21 protein-coding genes are annotated in these 15,310 nt (G+C 41.1%); 19 read left to right on the forward strand and 2 right to left on the reverse strand.

The features are described 5' to 3' along the window. Window positions 1–90: 90 nt before the first annotated feature. From CF394_RS03955 to CF394_RS03970, 4 genes are all read left to right on the forward strand, one after another. Entirely contained in the window at window positions 91–525 is a 435-nt protein-coding gene (locus CF394_RS03955) for an OsmC family protein (protein WP_094941933.1), read from the forward strand. An 8-nt stretch (window positions 526–533) separates the two neighbouring features. Next, the gene (locus CF394_RS03960; RefSeq protein ID WP_094941934.1) at window positions 534–2,057 is read left to right on the forward strand and encodes an amidohydrolase; all 1,524 of its coding nucleotides are present in this window, start codon (window positions 534–536) and stop codon (window positions 2,055–2,057) included. 1 nt (window position 2,058) lies between these two features. Continuing rightward, window positions 2,059–2,868: a type II pantothenate kinase gene (coaW, locus tag CF394_RS03965; RefSeq protein WP_094941935.1), complete on the forward strand. Its 810-nt coding sequence runs from the start codon at window positions 2,059–2,061 to the stop codon at window positions 2,866–2,868. A 152-nt stretch (window positions 2,869–3,020) separates the two neighbouring features. Then, window positions 3,021–3,221: a cold-shock protein gene (locus CF394_RS03970; protein ID WP_094941936.1), complete on the forward strand. Its 201-nt coding sequence runs from the start codon at window positions 3,021–3,023 to the stop codon at window positions 3,219–3,221. Between the two features lie 91 nt (window positions 3,222–3,312). On the opposite strand, the gene CF394_RS03975 is transcribed toward CF394_RS03970, so the two are convergent. Next, the gene (locus tag CF394_RS03975; RefSeq protein WP_094941937.1) at window positions 3,313–3,699 is read right to left on the reverse strand and encodes a ribonuclease HI family protein; all 387 of its coding nucleotides are present in this window, start codon (window positions 3,697–3,699) and stop codon (window positions 3,313–3,315) included. A 72-nt stretch (window positions 3,700–3,771) separates the two neighbouring features. On the opposite strand from CF394_RS03975, the gene CF394_RS03980 reads away from it, so the two are divergent. Further along, window positions 3,772–3,957: a zinc-finger domain-containing protein gene (locus CF394_RS03980; RefSeq protein ID WP_094941938.1), complete on the forward strand. Its 186-nt coding sequence runs from the start codon at window positions 3,772–3,774 to the stop codon at window positions 3,955–3,957. Window positions 3,958–3,997: 40 nt separating this feature from the next. Here CF394_RS03980 and CF394_RS03985 read toward each other — a convergent pair whose 3' ends face one another. Next, window positions 3,998–4,207, reverse strand: a complete 210-nt coding sequence (locus CF394_RS03985; protein ID WP_094941939.1) for a cold-shock protein — start codon at window positions 4,205–4,207, stop codon at window positions 3,998–4,000. 93 nt (window positions 4,208–4,300) lie between these two features. On the opposite strand from CF394_RS03985, the gene CF394_RS03990 reads away from it, so the two are divergent. From CF394_RS03990 to msrB, 14 genes are all read left to right on the forward strand, one after another. Beyond that, window positions 4,301–4,927 (forward strand): HD domain-containing protein, encoded by a 627-nt coding sequence (locus tag CF394_RS03990; RefSeq protein WP_094941940.1) that lies wholly within the window; start codon window positions 4,301–4,303, stop codon window positions 4,925–4,927. Next, window positions 4,915–6,795 carry an ABC-F family ATP-binding cassette domain-containing protein gene (locus CF394_RS03995; protein ID WP_094941941.1) on the forward strand — a complete coding sequence of 627 codons (1,881 nt, stop codon included), beginning with the start codon at window positions 4,915–4,917 and terminating at the stop codon, window positions 6,793–6,795. The genes CF394_RS03990 and CF394_RS03995 overlap by 13 nt, the downstream gene beginning before the upstream one ends. Before the next feature lie 30 nt (window positions 6,796–6,825). Beyond that, on the forward strand, window positions 6,826–7,956 hold the full coding sequence (locus CF394_RS04000; RefSeq protein WP_094941942.1) for a conserved virulence factor C family protein: 1,131 nt from the start codon (window positions 6,826–6,828) through the stop codon (window positions 7,954–7,956). Then, window positions 7,953–8,390 (forward strand): BrxA/BrxB family bacilliredoxin, encoded by a 438-nt coding sequence (locus CF394_RS04005; RefSeq protein WP_094941943.1) that lies wholly within the window; start codon window positions 7,953–7,955, stop codon window positions 8,388–8,390. Before CF394_RS04000 ends, CF394_RS04005 begins: the two co-directional genes overlap by 4 nt. Before the next feature lie 8 nt (window positions 8,391–8,398). Then, a complete protein-coding gene (locus tag CF394_RS04010; protein WP_165767450.1) occupies window positions 8,399–9,178 on the forward strand; it encodes a class I SAM-dependent methyltransferase in 780 nt (259 codons plus the stop codon). A gap of 209 nt (window positions 9,179–9,387) precedes the next feature. Next, on the forward strand, window positions 9,388–9,933 hold the full coding sequence (locus tag CF394_RS04015) for a YpjP family protein (protein WP_243370664.1): 546 nt from the start codon (window positions 9,388–9,390) through the stop codon (window positions 9,931–9,933). Window positions 9,934–9,945: 12 nt separating this feature from the next. Beyond that, on the forward strand, window positions 9,946–10,884 hold the full coding sequence (locus CF394_RS04020) for a thymidylate synthase (protein WP_094941945.1): 939 nt from the start codon (window positions 9,946–9,948) through the stop codon (window positions 10,882–10,884). A 12-nt stretch (window positions 10,885–10,896) separates the two neighbouring features. Further along, window positions 10,897–11,376: a dihydrofolate reductase gene (locus CF394_RS04025; RefSeq protein WP_094941946.1), complete on the forward strand. Its 480-nt coding sequence runs from the start codon at window positions 10,897–10,899 to the stop codon at window positions 11,374–11,376. A 24-nt stretch (window positions 11,377–11,400) separates the two neighbouring features. Next, window positions 11,401–12,123, forward strand: a complete 723-nt coding sequence (locus tag CF394_RS04030) for a lysophospholipid acyltransferase family protein (protein WP_094941947.1) — start codon at window positions 11,401–11,403, stop codon at window positions 12,121–12,123. Beyond that, window positions 12,110–12,952 (forward strand): DegV family protein, encoded by an 843-nt coding sequence (locus CF394_RS04035; RefSeq protein WP_094941948.1) that lies wholly within the window; start codon window positions 12,110–12,112, stop codon window positions 12,950–12,952. The genes CF394_RS04030 and CF394_RS04035 overlap by 14 nt, the downstream gene beginning before the upstream one ends. A gap of 4 nt (window positions 12,953–12,956) precedes the next feature. Continuing rightward, on the forward strand, window positions 12,957–13,787 hold the full coding sequence (locus tag CF394_RS04040; RefSeq protein WP_165767451.1) for a GDSL-type esterase/lipase family protein: 831 nt from the start codon (window positions 12,957–12,959) through the stop codon (window positions 13,785–13,787). Then, window positions 13,780–14,355 (forward strand): YpmS family protein, encoded by a 576-nt coding sequence (locus tag CF394_RS04045; protein ID WP_094941950.1) that lies wholly within the window; start codon window positions 13,780–13,782, stop codon window positions 14,353–14,355. The genes CF394_RS04040 and CF394_RS04045 overlap by 8 nt, the downstream gene beginning before the upstream one ends. Before the next feature lie 11 nt (window positions 14,356–14,366). Then, window positions 14,367–14,894, forward strand: a complete 528-nt coding sequence (gene msrA / locus CF394_RS04050; RefSeq protein WP_094941951.1) for a peptide-methionine (S)-S-oxide reductase MsrA — start codon at window positions 14,367–14,369, stop codon at window positions 14,892–14,894. Window positions 14,895–14,916: 22 nt separating this feature from the next. After that, window positions 14,917–15,309, forward strand: a complete 393-nt coding sequence (gene msrB, locus CF394_RS04055) for a peptide-methionine (R)-S-oxide reductase MsrB (protein ID WP_094942108.1) — start codon at window positions 14,917–14,919, stop codon at window positions 15,307–15,309. Window position 15,310: the final 1 nt, after the last annotated feature.

Below are 15,310 nucleotides of genomic sequence, written 5' to 3' on the forward strand. Positions count from 1 at the left end.
AGTACGCCCAAAGTTTTATAATTGGCATTCATTTCATTTCCCCGCTTTCTGATTTCAAGTATACTAATAAAAAAGAAAGGATGTAAATGGATGCGACACTCATTTCACCAGTCTCTACACTGGAACCATAAACGCAACACTGTGGGAGAAGTGACTCTTGCAGGACACACTCATCAATTCTCGATTCCTGCTTCTCTTGATGGACCAGGTAAAGGTACGAACCCAGACGAGCTGTTACTAAGTTCAGCAGCCGGATGTTACATAATGACGTTAGGTGCCATGTTTGAGCGAAGTCAAATTACTCATGCGGAAATTGAACTTCACTCGGAACTTATTGTCGAAGTAAACGAAGGAATCTATAAGGTTCAGGAAATTCGACATCACCCGACCATTCGAAACTTCCCATCTAATAAAAAGAAAATTATTGAGCGATTGGTACACAAAGCCGATGAACGCTGTATGATAAGCAATGCATTGAAAGGGAATGTGCTTATCACAATCCATCCGTCTTTAGAGGAGGAATAAAATTATTTATGAAAATAGTATTAAAAGATGCAACTTTTGTGACGATGACCGAACCAGGCCATCAAGTAGAATCTGTTCTAATAGAAGATGGAAAAATCATTCATACTGGCTCGTATCAAGAATTGAAAGCGCTAGCAGACAAAGAACGGAGCCTTGAGGGTAAAGTTGTCTATCCCGGTTTGATTGATAGTCATATGCATTTAATAGGACACGGTCAAAAAATTCTATCAGCTGACCTTTCTGTTTGTACGTCCATCCGTGAGTTGTTAGATATGGTCAGCACAGCATCACCGGTTTCAGGTTGGATTGTTTTGGAAGGCTGGAATGACAATACTCTAATGGAACAACGTCCTCCGCTTCGTGAAGAATTGGATGCTATTTATCCCGATACACCTGTCGTCTTGAAACGAATCTGTCGCCATGCGCTCCTAGCTAATTCAAAAGCTTTAGAATTAGCTGGTATAGATGAAAAAGTCGAAGAAGTTTCTGGAGGTGTCATCGGAAGAGTATCTGGTACGAATCAACTAAATGGTTTGTTTTATGATGAAGCTCAGCAACTGATCACAAAAGCCATTCCTGAACTATCTATTGATGATTTATCTTTTATTATTAAAGAGAGTATAAAAAATTTACATAGCTTAGGTCTAACAGGCGGGCACTCAGAAGATATGGCTTACTACGGGGCCTACACCAATCCTCTAACAGCCTATAGAAATGCTTTAGGAACATCTTTTAGAGCGCACTTATTACGACATCACCATGTCTTTGAAGAGATGAACCATGAAAAAGGGGATGAGTTCCTAACATTTGGTTGTATGAAAATTTTTATGGATGGCTCACTTGGAGGTCATACAGCTTGGTTATCTGAACCGTATACAGATGAACCGCAGCTTCAAGGTGTCGCAATACATACAAAAGAGGCATTAGAAAACATGCTCAAAACTGCACGTTCCTACGGTGCTGGTATTGCAGTCCATGTGATTGGGGACAAAGCAACGGAACAAGTGGTCGAGCTACTTGAAGCGTACCCAGCTCCAGAAGGCATTATGGACAGGCTAATCCACGTGAATGTGCTTTCTGAAAATCTTGTTACTCGTATTGCTAAACTAGGAGTCATGTGTGACATCCAACCGATGTTTGTTCCTTCTGATTTCCCGTGGGTGAAAGATCGTTTAGGCGAACAACGACTGGATTACGCTTACGCTTGGAAGACGCTTCTTGAGAACGGAATTGGATTAGCAGGAGGTTCAGATGCACCTATTGAAACGGCAGATCCTTTGCTTGGAATTCAAGCAGCTATGAACAATCCGTATTTACCACATCAAGAGCTTTCAGCATTTGAAGCCATCTCTTTATATACAACTGGAGCCGCTCGTATTGCTGGCCAACAGGATCGCTTTGGACAGATTGCTCCAGGATTTTTTGCAGACTTCACAGTAGTATCAGAAGAGATAACGAAAGAGTCGATTGTCCATCTTACAATTGAAGCAACACTAGTGAATGGGGAAACGGTTTATAGAAAGGACCAATAGAATGTCTTCTTTAGGAATTGATGCAGGAGGTACGCTTGTCAAGTTGGCGTATTGGAAAGATGATGAAATCCAGACAACGTATTTTCCTTCTGCACGCTTTGATCTCGTGAAAACGTGGATTTCGGAAACGATGAAAAATCCGCAAATTTGCATGACGGGAGGAAGAGCGAAACAGCTAGAACACTATTTAGGAAGTGAAAATTACCGCTATGTGGTTGAATTTGATGCCACAATCAAAGGGGTTCTTTACCAGTTGAAAAAAAGCGGTTCTCTAACTAAACGTACAATTATTACAAATATAGGAACAGGTACATCTATTCATTATTTAGATGGAGATGTGCACGAACGATTAGCTGGAACTGGAATCGGCGGAGGTACACTTCTTGGTCTGAGCAAAATTATGATTGGAACGGATGATTTCGAACAAATTGTAGCGAAAAGTGAGAAGGGTTCACGAAAATGGATCGACGTTCGAGTTGAAGATATTTATCAACAAAATCAACTTCCAATTAAAGGGTCACTTACTGCTAGCAACTTTGGGGCATTACTGACAGTTGAGGCGGATATCAACACGCCAGATGACTTAGTAGCCGGGATTCAAGGGATGATCGGAGAAGTTATTTCATCTCTTTCTATTCAAGCTGCTGACACAAAAAATTGTACAGATATTATTTACATTGGAACGACACTTGAAAACAATGAAATGCTCCAAAATGTTATTTCCTCCTATACAATTTTAAAGGAAAAAACACCACTGTTCTTACCAGAACATGGCTACAGTGGAGCGATTGGAGCTCTTTTAACAATTTAATCATTCTATTTGCATTCTCTCCCAACTCATGGTATATTGTAATAGAATTATTTTTGTTCGGAGCGTTAGTAGGTGGCAACACTTTTACTTAACAGTGTTGAGCAAGGATAGTAACAAAAGTGTACATGCATGTACACGAGGAGGATACACACATGGAACAAGGTAAAGTAAAATGGTTTAACTCAGAAAAAGGATTTGGATTCATCGAGCGCGAAGGTGGAGACGACGTATTCGTTCACTTCTCAGCTATCCAAGGCGAAGGTTTCAAAACTCTTGACGAAGGTCAAGACGTAACTTTCGAAATCGAGCAAGGTCAACGTGGCCTACAAGCTACTAACGTAACTAAAGCTTAATTTTACCCTTTCAAAAAGACCTCACTTGTGAGGTCTTTTTTTTGTCTCGAGATGTATAGAACGTTGCTCTAGAAATTTCATAACAATTCTCCTAACCTTTCCTCAACTCTTCTGTAGCCAAACGATGCGCAGCCGCATTCTCCTTATCCTGAATCCACTTAATAAAATATAGTGGAACTTCACTCAATAGTGCTTCAATCTCAAAAAGGATCTCCTTATATTCGGGTCGCTTCACATACATCGTATCTACTGCCTGAAACACAATCTTCGAGTCGACTCGAATGGACAAAACATCCGGTTTCAACTCAATCACTTCTTTCAAACCTTCACGAAGAGCAATAAACTCAGCGGTGTGATTGGAACAAACACCAATCTTTTTGCTAAGCATTCTTTTATGGCCGTCTCCTTTATAAAAAATTCCTATAGCGCTTTCACCAGGGTTGCCACGCGTGGCCGCATCCGTATAGAGTTCAATCATTTTCTAGTTCCTTTCCTTGCAACCGTCTTCTAAAAACGATTATACTACTACAATAGATAAGGTGGGATAAACATGCTTTTACATCAAGTTGTAGAGGAGATCAACCGCTTGGAAGACGTTTATTGTGAAGACTGTCCAATCAAGCAAGATCTTCGCTCACGTAAAGGAAAGACAGCTGCACACCAATTTTGTATTTCTGGATGTTCTGTTGGTAAAGAGTTGCAGCAAATGGGTTCTAAACTCTATCAGACCACATAAAAAAACCCTGCGCAAAATGCGCAGGGGAAGTTTACATAACTTATTCACTTAGGATTACTTGAACATCCGCAGCTTGTGGTCCTCGGTTACCTTCTACGGTACGGTAATGAACTTTTTGGCCTTCTTCTAACGTTCGGAACCCTTCACCTTGGATACCTGTAAAATGCACAAACACGTCTTCACCATCCACGGATTCAATAAACCCGTAACCTTTTTCTGCATTAAACCATTTTACTTGTCCTTGTTGCATTGTACCGGGACCCCCTTCGTTAGAAAAATCAGATTATTACTAGATAAACTATACAGGATTCGACGGTATCCGTCAATTTGAAAGGGGAAAACCATGATGTGGGAAAAACTTGCTCCCTATCTTGAAACATACTACAACCAATACGACGGAAGCCATGATATGGCACATATTGAACGCGTCTATGAGAACGCGGACCGTCTATTAAACCATTATCCGGAGGCAAATCGTCATTTGGTCACTTTTGCAGTCGGACTGCATGATGTAGAAGATAAAAAATACGCTACAGAAAACAGTGCAGCATTCATGGCATATATATTTGAAACGTTCGCTATTTCACCAGAAGAACAACTAAAGATTCGAACTATCATCGAACAAGTGTCTTTTAGTGGAGGTGCACAGGCAGATAGTCTAGAAGCGCAAATAGTGCAAGATGCCGATCGTTTAGATGCCATTGGTGCGGTAGGGATTGCACGAACATTCGCATTTGGAGGCGCAAAAAATCGCAAGCTCTATAATCATAAAGAAGTCGAGGCCTATTGGGATGGACAACCATTAAAAAACGGTTCATCTGTGACTCATTTCTATGAAAAGCTTTTGAAATTAAAAGAATTGATGAATACCGAACAGGCTCGTCAGATGGCAGAAGATCGCCATCAATTTATGGAACTCTTTTTAAACCAGTTGTATGAAGAAGTGGGGAATCAGCCGTGTCGCAATTGATCATTCAATCCTTGAAGAAAACTGTAGGAGAAAAAACGCTATTTGATTCAATCGAATTCACGATTTATAAAGGCGAAAAGATTGGGCTTGTAGGTAAGAACGGTAGCGGGAAATCAACATTACTTCAAATTCTTGCTAAACGACTTGAAGCCGATCATGTTGTGATGGATCATCCTAAAGATTATTCGATTTCTTATTTGGAACAGCAGCCATCTCTGCCAGCAGGCAAAAGTGTCCTGGAAAGCATGTTCAGTGGCGACCTTGAAGTGATGAGACTCAATCGGGCTTATGAAGAAGCACGTCTAGCAGCTGAACTGGACAGCACAAATATGAAATTGATTGAGACACTCCTTACTATACAGCAGCAAATGGAAGAGAAGAACGGGTGGGAAGTCAATACAGCGGCTAAGCAAGCATTGACTAAACTCGGTATAGAAGATTTCACACAAGATGCAGGGACATTGTCCGGTGGCCAACAAAAAAGAGTAGCGCTAGCTCGAGCGCTAATTGAACCACATGACTTGTTGCTACTGGATGAGCCTACGAACCATCTGGATGTAGAGTCCACTGTTGCTTTAGAGGAATTAGTGAAGTCATACAAAGGAGCAGTCCTTTTTGTAACGCATGACCGTGTATTCTTAGATCAAATCTCTACTTCCATTTTGGAAATCGATCAACAGCAGTTATTTCGCTACAAAGGGAATTACGAACAGTACTTGGAAAACAAAGCTATTCGCTACGAGCAACAACAGGCCGAGCACTCCAAGATTCAAAACCTTTACCGCAATGAACTGAAATGGGTGCGACGTGGGGCCAAAGCGCGTACGACAAAACAAAAAGCGAGACTTGACCGATTTGACGATATTCAAGTAAAAGCGAAACAAAAAGTATCTGTCGCGGATTTAGAAGTGAACTTGTCATCAAGCCGTCTCGGTAAAAAAGTCATGGAAGGGCATCAACTTGGAAAGCAGTTCGGCGATCGCCGTCTGTTTAGTGACTTCTCTTTCTTGCTTCAAAACAAAGACCGCATCGGAATCGTAGGAGAAAACGGTGCAGGTAAAACAACGCTGTTTTCGATACTTGCTGGACTAGAAGAACCGACTTCAGGAGAGCTTGACCGTGGACAGACTGTGAAAATCGGTTACTTTACTCAAGAACTTCCTGAGTTTGATTCGAATCAGCGTGTCCTTCATTATATTACGGAAGAATCCAATTCGATAGAATCGACGACTGGTGAACGATTTTCTGCGGTTCAGATGTTAGAGCAGTTTTTATTCCCAACGTCGACCCATGGCACCCAGATTCGGAAACTCTCGGGAGGAGAAAAGAAGCGACTGTTCCTGTTGAAGTTGCTCATCCAGCAACCAAATGTGTTGTTATTAGATGAACCGACAAATGATTTGGATTTAGATACTTTGACAGTCCTGGAGAATTATTTAGATACGTTCCCGGGAGTTGTGCTTACCATTTCGCATGATCGCTATTTTGTAGACCGAGTGACGAACAAGCTTTGGATACTAGAGAATGGGCATGTAACGCAGACCCTTGATTCCTTCGAAGAGTATTTGGAACAGAGAAAAGCACAGGTAAAGGAAGAAAAAATGGAAGAGGTAACTGCCTCTCCTGAACCTGAAGTAAAAGAAAAAAAGAAACGACTTTCTTATAATGAGAAAAAAGAGTGGGAAACTATAGAAGACGAAATAGCAAAACTCGAACAACGAATCACGGAGCTGCAACAGCAAATTGATCAAGCGGGTTCCAATTATGAAACAATTCGTGTCGCCTCTTTACAATTGGAAGAAACAGAAGCGATTTTAGAAGAAAAAATGGAGCGATGGGCGTACTTAGAAGAAATTGTTTCTTCATGATACACTGAAAGATAGAAAAGGAGTGATTCGATGAAGATTGTCACAATTGAACCAACCCCTAGTCCAAATTCAATGAAAATCGTCGTAGATACAGAACTACCTTTTGGTACAAGCACAAATTACAAAGTTGAAGCACTTGACCAAGCACAGGGAGTCATTCGACAGATTTTAGAGTTAGAAGGAATGAAAGGTATTTATCATGTTGCTAACTTTTTGGCAGTAGAGAAGCATCCCAAAGCGAGCTGGGAACAGTTGATTCCGCAGATTGAAAGTTTGTTCGGTAAAGATACAGAAGCAGTGGAGGAACAACCAGCTTTAGATACATCTTTTGGAGAAGTCCGTGTCCACATTCAGGATTATCACGGCATACCGCTACAAGTAAAAGTGTTCGATAGCTCGTCAGAAAAACGGTATGCTCTGTCTCCACGCTTTACAGAAACATTCGAAAAACGTATTCAAGATGATGAGAACTATATCCTCCATAGAAAATGGTTGGATTATGGAGTTCGTTATGGAGAATTTGATGAAATCGCGGCGCAGGTCCAAGACGAGCTAGAGGCAGCTTACACAGAAGAACGTCTTCGTCAGTTGGCTGAGCCGGAGTCTCACACGGAGACAGAATGGAAAAATAAGCGTCACCCAGTCTCACTTGAAGAATTTCAACATCCAGATTGGCAAGTTCGCTATCAGTTGCTTGACCGTTTAACACACCCAAAAGAAGAAGACTTGCCACTACTTGCTCTAGCTCTAAAAGACGAGAAAGTATCAATTCGCAGACTTGCAGTCATTTATCTTGGGATTCTTGAAGATCCAATTGTCGTTCCTCATTTGACGATTGCTTTGCATGACAAAAATGCATCAATCCGTCGTACTGCAGGAGATACTATGAGTGACCTAGGGTATCCTGAGTTTGCACAAGCAATGGAACAAGCGCTTTTTGATAAAAATAAGCTAGTTCGTTGGCGTGCAGCCATGTTTTTCTATGAAGTTGGGGATGATACACATCTAGACTCGCTGCGCAAAGCTGAAAATGACAGTGAGTACGAAGTCCGACTTCAAGTGAAAATGGCCATAGCGCGTATCGAGCAAGGAGAAGAAGCAAAAGGGTCCGTATGGAAACAAATGAACATGGCACGAGCAATCAAGGAGGAAAACCAATGAACGCCTATGAAGAATATATGAAGCAAATCGTTCAGCCGATGCGTCAAGAATTGACGGGACATGGCTTTACAGAATTGACGAGTGTTGAAGAAGTCGAAAATCATATGGAGTCTGCTAAAGGGATTTCGTTTATTGTCATTAATTCCGTCTGTGGTTGTGCAGCAGGACTTGCACGACCAGCTGCAATTGAAGCTATTGAAAATTTGACTCAAAAACCAGATCATCTTGTCACAGTCTTCGCCGGGCAAGACCAAGAAGCGACAGAGAGAATGCGGAATTATTTTTCAGAAGTCCCACCAAGCTCTCCTTCAATGGCTATTTGGAAAGATGGTCAGCTAGCGTATTTCATTCCACGTGAGCAGATTGAAAACTTCTCAAAAGAAGCTATTGTCGATCACGTGCAAGGTGTTTTGGAGCAACTTGTGACCTCATGAGAGTTGCGGTGACTACTTCAGCTAAACTGTCTGAGGAAGGGCGCGAGTATGCGAAAACATTTGCGGAACAAACTGGATATCCTTATGTGGACCGCGGGAATGGGTCTCTCCACAAGTGGTTTAACCAGTTTGATGTTCTCTATATTTGGACCTCTCAAGGTTGGGAAGCACAAAGTGGGGATGGGCATCGCTATGCTTATCATCCAGGCACTGCAATGTTTCGCTATAAGCGCTATAAACAAGGGGAAGTAGAGCCATTTCTTTCTGCTGTTCAATTACAACCTGGAGATTCATTTCTTGATACAACACTTGGGTTTGGCTCCGACTGTCTGATGGCAAGTGTAGCTGTGGGAGTTACAGGGAAAGTGGTGGGGGTTGAGAAATCTCCAGTACTCAGTTTCCTTTTCCATCAAAGTCAGCAACTAGCCGATCTTCGTCTACCTCAATTAACGGCTGCTCTAAAACGAATCCAATGTGTGGAACAGGATGCTGTCGATTTTCTAAAGAGACAGCAAGACTGTTCTTTTGACGTTGTTTATTTAGACCCGATGTTTGAGGAGTCTATTGAAGAAGCTACGAACTTCCATACACATAAAGTGTTCGCAGTTCCAGATGCGTTTTCTGCCGAGTGGGTAGAAGAAGCGCTAAGAGTGGCCAAAAGACGTGTTGTGGTGAAAGCTCATTATACTAGCACTGTGTTTTCAGACTACGGATTCAAGCAGCAAGTCCGAAAAACTTCAAAATTTCATTTTGGTTTCAAAGATAAAGAACAAGACCCAGCTGAGTGATCAGCTGGGTCTTTGTATCAATGTGTGAAGTTTAAAGAAGTCAAGTAACCTAATAGTAATAAATATCCGATGCCAATGAAAATACCTAAGCTCATTAGAAGGCCTCCTTTTATGTAATCAATTTGTGCATGTGGTTGCTTCTTATTGTACAATGAAATGAGAAAAGAATGAAGTGCAACTCCTAGTTTGAGTGACAAGTTGTTTCAAAAATGTTACGGATGGATGTGAATGAATTGACTTTATATGTGAAAAAGTTTCTTGCTGCCTTAGTTGCCGTCATTACATTTGGTGTCATCACACCTTCACATGAAATCTGGAACGCGGTATTTGAAATTGAAGAAAGCCGCGTTAGCCAGAGTTATATTGAGCAACAACCCATTGACATTAAGAGCCTATTAGTATCAGCCGAAGAGCAAAGCATGGTTAAGTTCGGTTCAAAAATCAGTCCTAAAATTTATGATCAGTATCAAACTGCAATTTTCCCGGCATACCAAGAAAAAATTGAAGAACTTGCAACTGCTGAATCCGCAATTTCTCATAAACCTTCTGGTGAATATGGAGAAAAGATCTTTCATCTATATGATACGGTGACAAATGATGATATTCTTCGAGCTCATGTCCGCGTAGAAAAACGACCACAAGAGGGATATTACTTTACCTTCCACTATCATACGGCTGATGATGCATTTACTAGTCATATTGATGTTGGTGAAATCTACTGGTCGAAAAATACACCGCCTAAATGGTTATCATAAAGGAGCACTCCCATGAAACAATATCACGATCTTTGTACATATATTTTGGAAAACGGAGAACAACGAAAGGACCGAACAGGAGTTGGGACAATTGGCGTATTTGGCTATCAAATGCGTTTTAATCTTCAACAAGGATTCCCGCTTCTGACAACAAAGCATACCTCATTTAAATTAGTTGCAAGTGAACTGTTATGGTTTTTAAAAGGGGACACGAACGTGCAAACTTTGGTCCGTCAAAACAATAACATTTGGAACGAGTGGGCATTTGAAAATTGGGTAGCAAGCGACGAGTATCAAGGACCTGATATGACTAACTTCGGAATACGCGCAACTCAAGATGCTGATTTCAAGGTTCACTACGACAAAGAGATGACTACTTTTATTGAGCGTCTTAAAGTCGATGATTCGTTTGCTGCTAAATACGGCGAACTTGGGCCTGTATACGGCAGACAATGGCGTGCTTGGGAAGGCAAGGATGGTCAAATCATCGATCAGATCCAGAACGTCATCTCCTCTTTGAAACAATCCCCACACTCAAGACGTCATATTGTGACCGCTTGGAATCCGGCAGAAGTAGATGAGATGGCACTACCACCTTGTCACTCATTTATGCAGTTCTACGTGCAAGGAGACAAACTGTCCTGCCAGTTATACCAAAGAAGTGCAGACGTGTTTTTAGGAGTACCTTTTAATATTGCATCTTACGCATTATTAGTTCATCTAATCGCACAAGAGACAAACCTTGAAGTTGGCGAATTTGTTCATACATTCGGTGACGCTCATTTGTATTTAAATCACTTAGAGCAAGTAAATGAGCTGTTGTCCCGTGAACCCAAAAAATTACCTGAGATTCAATTGAGTTCAAAATCCATTTTTGATATGGAACTCGAAGATATTCAACTTATCGGTTATGAATCGCACCCTCGTATTCATGCTGAAATTGCTGTTTAAGGACGTGGTAGCATGATTTCTATGATCGTTGCTCATGATGAAAATCGAGTCATTGGTTCAAATAATGAGATGCCGTGGCATCTTCCGGAAGATTTGGCTTATTTCAAATCAGTTACTCTCAACAAGCCGGTCATCATGGGAAGAAAAACATTTGAATCGATTGGAAGACCCTTACCAAACCGCACGAACATCATCATTACTCGTAACAAAGAGTTTGAAGCTGAAGGGACTTATGTATTTCATTCGATGGAAGACGCTGTCGAGTTCGCGAAACAGCAAGGAGACGAACAACTGATTATTGGCGGTGCACAGATTTTTAAAGACTATTTAGATATGGCAGATCAACTTTATATTACTGAGATCCATGAAACTTTTGAAGGTGACGCCTATTTTCCTGAATATCCTGAATTTGAACTCCAGTGGGAGTCAGATAAGATGACTTCAAAAGCTGGAATCGATTACACTTATAAACGTTATAGCAAGAAAGGCTAGTGAAGACTCGTGATTAGAAGTCTTGTGACATATAGTTATATTATTGGCTACATCCCTACCCAAATGGCTACATTACGAAGGTTACAAAAAAAGAAGCATGAGTTAGATACCGCTTCTTACGATGACCTGGTCTATGAAACGCCGAGAAGGTGGGCAACGAATATTTTAAAAAAAGCCGGTGCTTCTGTGGAAATTTCGGGTACTGAGCATCTCCCTCAAGGACCCGTGCTTCTAGTAGCCAATCACGAAGGGAATTTTGATATTCCGGTACTGATTTCCAAAGTTCCAAAGCCTTTCGGATTTTTATCAAAAGTGGAAGTGACGAAAATTCCGTTTATAGCTGATTGGATGACAGAAATGAATTGTGTCTTCATCGACCGGTCTAACAGACGAAGTGCTTTGAAATCCATAGAGGATAGTATAGAGACTCTGCGTAACGGACACTCTTTACTATTGTTCCCAGAAGGGACAAGATCTAAAGGACAAGGCATACGGGAATTTAAATCAGGATTTGTGCGAGTTGCTCAAAAAGGAGGAGTACCTATTGTGCCCATTGCGGTTTATGGAACTTCTCGTCTGATGGAACAACAGAGCAACCGGATTAAACCAGCTCAAGTATATGTGCAGGTTTTGCCTTCAATTTCTATAGAAGAGACGGAAAGTACAGATGAATTTAAACAACGCATTCAACACCAGATTGAACATGCGCTACTAGAGCTACAAAAGGGGGAAAATGTCTATGATTAAAATTGTGACGGATTCTACTGCTGAGCTGACACAAGAAGTACTGGATCGTTACAGCATAACAGTAGTTCCTCTAACCATTCATGTGAATGGAGAGGATTATCTAGATGGAGTGACCATCTCAGCAGAACAATTTCTTCAAAAGATGAAAGCTACTGAAGAGTTACCTAAATCTTCTCAACCAGCGGCTGGAACATTCAAACAAGTGTATGATGAGCTAGGAAAAGATGGATCTCAAATCTTATCCATCCATATGACAGGTGGAATGAGCGGTACAGTTAAATCTGCACAAGCTGCTGCAGAAATGACGGAAAGTGATGTAACAGTTGTTGACTCTCGCTTTATCTCTCATGCTCTGGCTTTCCAAGTGATTGAAGCAGCAAAAGCGGCTGAAGAAGGAAAGTCACTTGATGACATCCTTGACCTACTGGACCGTGTTCGCGCCAATACCAGACTGTTTGTAGTAGTTGATACACTAGAGAATCTGGTCAAAGGCGGTCGTATTGGTAAAGGCCGAGCTATGATAGGATCGTTATTGTCCATCAAACCGATTGCATCCCTTGCAAATGGAGAATATACTCCTGTAGCTAAGGCACGCAGCTACAAGCAAGTCATCAACTATTTGATGAATGAATTTAAGACGGATACTGGTTCCTCAGGAGTAAAAGCAGTTGGGATTGCACAAGCAGATGGGTTCCAAATGGCTACCCCTCTAAAAGAGGCTATTGAGGCGTCTGGATTCCGTGATGTAAAGATGTCCTTTACGACTCCCGTAATTTCCACGCACACAGGCCCAGGCGCCATTGGGTTTATGTATTTGTTGGAAGGATAATCTCGTGAAACAATTCGGTTTACTACTTATAGGGTTGGTTTTTTTGATTGCGGGATGTTCTTCTATTGTTATTAAACCAGTCTTTCAAACCAAAGAACGTGAGGAACCTGTAGATTATCAGGTTCCTTATGCTGTCTTTCCGGACAATTTGTTATTCCTTGGGTTGGGAGATTCATTGACTGTAGGCGTAGGAGATGAATTAAAACAGGACGGGTATTTAGGACGTGTAAAACAGGAGTTACTACAAAGTGATCAAATCGAGCAAATTGATTTGATCAATACAGCAAAGCGAGGACGTAGAAGTGATCAATTGATGACATTACTTTCTAGTGGAGCCCTTGATAAGGAAATACAAGAAGCTAGTCATATTTACCTTTCAATTGGCGGAAATGATGTCATGAAAATCATCAAACGGGATTTATTTTCTCTTCAACTGGATGCCTTTGAAGAAGAACGAGAAAATTATGAAACTCGCTATTTTCATATTTTGCATTATATCCGTGACTTAAATCCTCAAGCCCCAATCATTGCATTGGGATTATACAATCCCTTCTCCTTAATCACTGTAGAATCAGAGGAAGTGGAATCCATCATAACAGACTGGAACACCACCATGGAACGTCAGCTGATGGAGTTTGAAGCAACTTGTTATGTGCCTGTTCAAGATTTGTTTTATACAAACACAAACTTGGTCTATCATACAGATTTCTTTCATCCAAATGCTAAAGGCTATGAATTGATTGCCAATCGGATGATCAGAACCATGGAAAGCTGTGGTTTTGTTGAAGAAACAAATGGGGAACTGTATGTAAAGGGGGCGAGTCGGAATGAATAAATGGAAGATTGCATTTTTCGTACTAGTAGTAGCACTTATACTAGGAGCGGTTTGGTTAGTCAATATGATTTCAACTGAATCAGAGAGCTATGAATTAGCTGAGAGAGCAGCAGCCACTTCAGGTGGAGAATTAAGAGTTCAGACAACTAAATCGGATTTTGAAGCATTGGCTAACAAGTATATTCAAGAAGCAGTTGAAAACCAGCCTATCCCACTAGAATTGACAGTGGACAATCAGATAGCGTTAGTATCCGAACTTACAGTATTTACATTAACGATTCCGGTTCAAATGTATTTTGACCCTATCGTAAAAGAAGATGGCAATATTCAACTAAAACAAGATAAGGTAGACATTGGACAATTGTCAATTCCACCTGAACAAGTATTAAAGCTGTTACGAGATTCTATAGACCTGCCTACATGGATGGTCGTTAGTCCAGCAGATGAGTCTGTTTTTATCGATTTAGGTGGACTACCAATTGATGGCGATTTTGATATTCGCGCTGAAAAGATTGATTTAGAAAATGACGAGATCATCCTTTCTGTTACAGTTCCAACAACAAACTAGGAGGTTTTCATATGGAAATCGCAACATTTGCAGGTGGTTGTTTTTGGTGCATGGTAAAGCCGTTTGATCACTATGACGGAATTGAAAAAGTAGTCTCCGGGTACACCGGCGGACATGTTGAAAATCCAACTTATGAACAAGTCTGTTCGGAAACGACAGGGCATTATGAAGCGGTTCAAATCACATTTGACCCCGCTAAATTTTCGTATGAATCTATTGTAGAGATCTTTTTTCAAAATATTGACCCGTTTGATGCAGGCGGTCAATTCTTTGACCGGGGCCAATCGTACCAAACGGCTATTTTCTTTCATAGTGAAGAGCAAAAAGAAATTGCAGAACAAGTCATGAAGCGATTAGAAAACGATGTCTTCGCTAAAAAAGTAGCTGTAAAACTGCTTCCTGCTTCTACGTTCTATCAGGCGGAAGACTATCACCAAGATTACTATAAAAAAAATAGTGGACACTACACACGCTATTTCACAGGATCTGGTCGCAAACAGTTCACGGAAAATTTAAGGAGGGATTACTTTGAAAGATAATCTACGAGAAAAGCTTACAGAAATGCAGTACTACGTTACACAACAAAACGGTACAGAGCCTCCCTATAAGAATGAATTTGATCAGCATTTTGACGAGGGTATCTATGTGGATATCGTGTCTGGAAAACCATTATTCCATTCAAAAGACAAGTATGATGCAGGATGCGGTTGGCCAAGCTTTACTCGACCAATTGATGCACCTGAAGTAGTCGAAGAGTTTGATGACAGCTTTGGAATGAGACGCGTTGAGGTACGAAGCAAGACAGCGAATTCTCACCTAGGACATGTCTTTCCAGACGGTCCAAAAGAAGAGACGGGTCTTCGTTACTGCATCAATTCCGCGGCCCTTCGCTTTGTGCCTAAGCAAGATTTAGAAAAAGAAGGCTATGGCGACTACTTGTCGACATTTGAGTAAA

Origin of the sequence: Tetzosporium hominis, assembly GCF_002265435.1 — a bacterium.
Lineage (GTDB): Bacteria > Bacillota > Bacilli > Bacillales_A > Planococcaceae > Chryseomicrobium > Chryseomicrobium hominis.

Excerpts from the sequence above, each read along its gene's own strand:
- CF394_RS04020 (WP_094941945.1), top strand. The coding sequence starts at position 9,946 with ATGAAACAATATCACGATCTTTGTACATATATTTTGGAAAACGGAGAA.
- CF394_RS04035 (WP_094941948.1), top strand. The coding sequence starts at position 12,110 with ATGTCTATGATTAAAATTGTGACGGATTCTACTGCTGAGCTGACACAA.
- CF394_RS03970 (WP_094941936.1), top strand. The coding sequence starts at position 3,021 with ATGGAACAAGGTAAAGTAAAATGGTTTAACTCAGAAAAAGGATTTGGA.
- CF394_RS04005 (WP_094941943.1), top strand. The coding sequence starts at position 7,953 with ATGAACGCCTATGAAGAATATATGAAGCAAATCGTTCAGCCGATGCGT.
- CF394_RS03980 (WP_094941938.1), top strand. The coding sequence starts at position 3,772 with ATGCTTTTACATCAAGTTGTAGAGGAGATCAACCGCTTGGAAGACGTT.
- coaW (WP_094941935.1), top strand. The coding sequence starts at position 2,059 with ATGTCTTCTTTAGGAATTGATGCAGGAGGTACGCTTGTCAAGTTGGCG.
- CF394_RS03990 (WP_094941940.1), top strand. The coding sequence starts at position 4,301 with ATGATGTGGGAAAAACTTGCTCCCTATCTTGAAACATACTACAACCAA.
- CF394_RS03960 (WP_094941934.1), top strand. The coding sequence starts at position 534 with ATGAAAATAGTATTAAAAGATGCAACTTTTGTGACGATGACCGAACCA.
- CF394_RS03975 (WP_094941937.1), bottom strand. The coding sequence starts at position 3,699 with ATGATTGAACTCTATACGGATGCGGCCACGCGTGGCAACCCTGGTGAA.
- CF394_RS03955 (WP_094941933.1), top strand. The coding sequence starts at position 91 with ATGCGACACTCATTTCACCAGTCTCTACACTGGAACCATAAACGCAAC.
- CF394_RS04045 (WP_094941950.1), top strand. The coding sequence starts at position 13,780 with ATGAATAAATGGAAGATTGCATTTTTCGTACTAGTAGTAGCACTTATA.
- msrA (WP_094941951.1), top strand. The coding sequence starts at position 14,367 with ATGGAAATCGCAACATTTGCAGGTGGTTGTTTTTGGTGCATGGTAAAG.
- CF394_RS03985 (WP_094941939.1), bottom strand. The coding sequence starts at position 4,207 with ATGCAACAAGGACAAGTAAAATGGTTTAATGCAGAAAAAGGTTACGGG.
- CF394_RS04025 (WP_094941946.1), top strand. The coding sequence starts at position 10,897 with ATGATTTCTATGATCGTTGCTCATGATGAAAATCGAGTCATTGGTTCA.
- msrB (WP_094942108.1), top strand. The coding sequence starts at position 14,917 with ATGCAGTACTACGTTACACAACAAAACGGTACAGAGCCTCCCTATAAG.
- CF394_RS04015 (WP_243370664.1), top strand. The coding sequence starts at position 9,388 with ATGTTACGGATGGATGTGAATGAATTGACTTTATATGTGAAAAAGTTT.
- CF394_RS04000 (WP_094941942.1), top strand. The coding sequence starts at position 6,826 with ATGAAGATTGTCACAATTGAACCAACCCCTAGTCCAAATTCAATGAAA.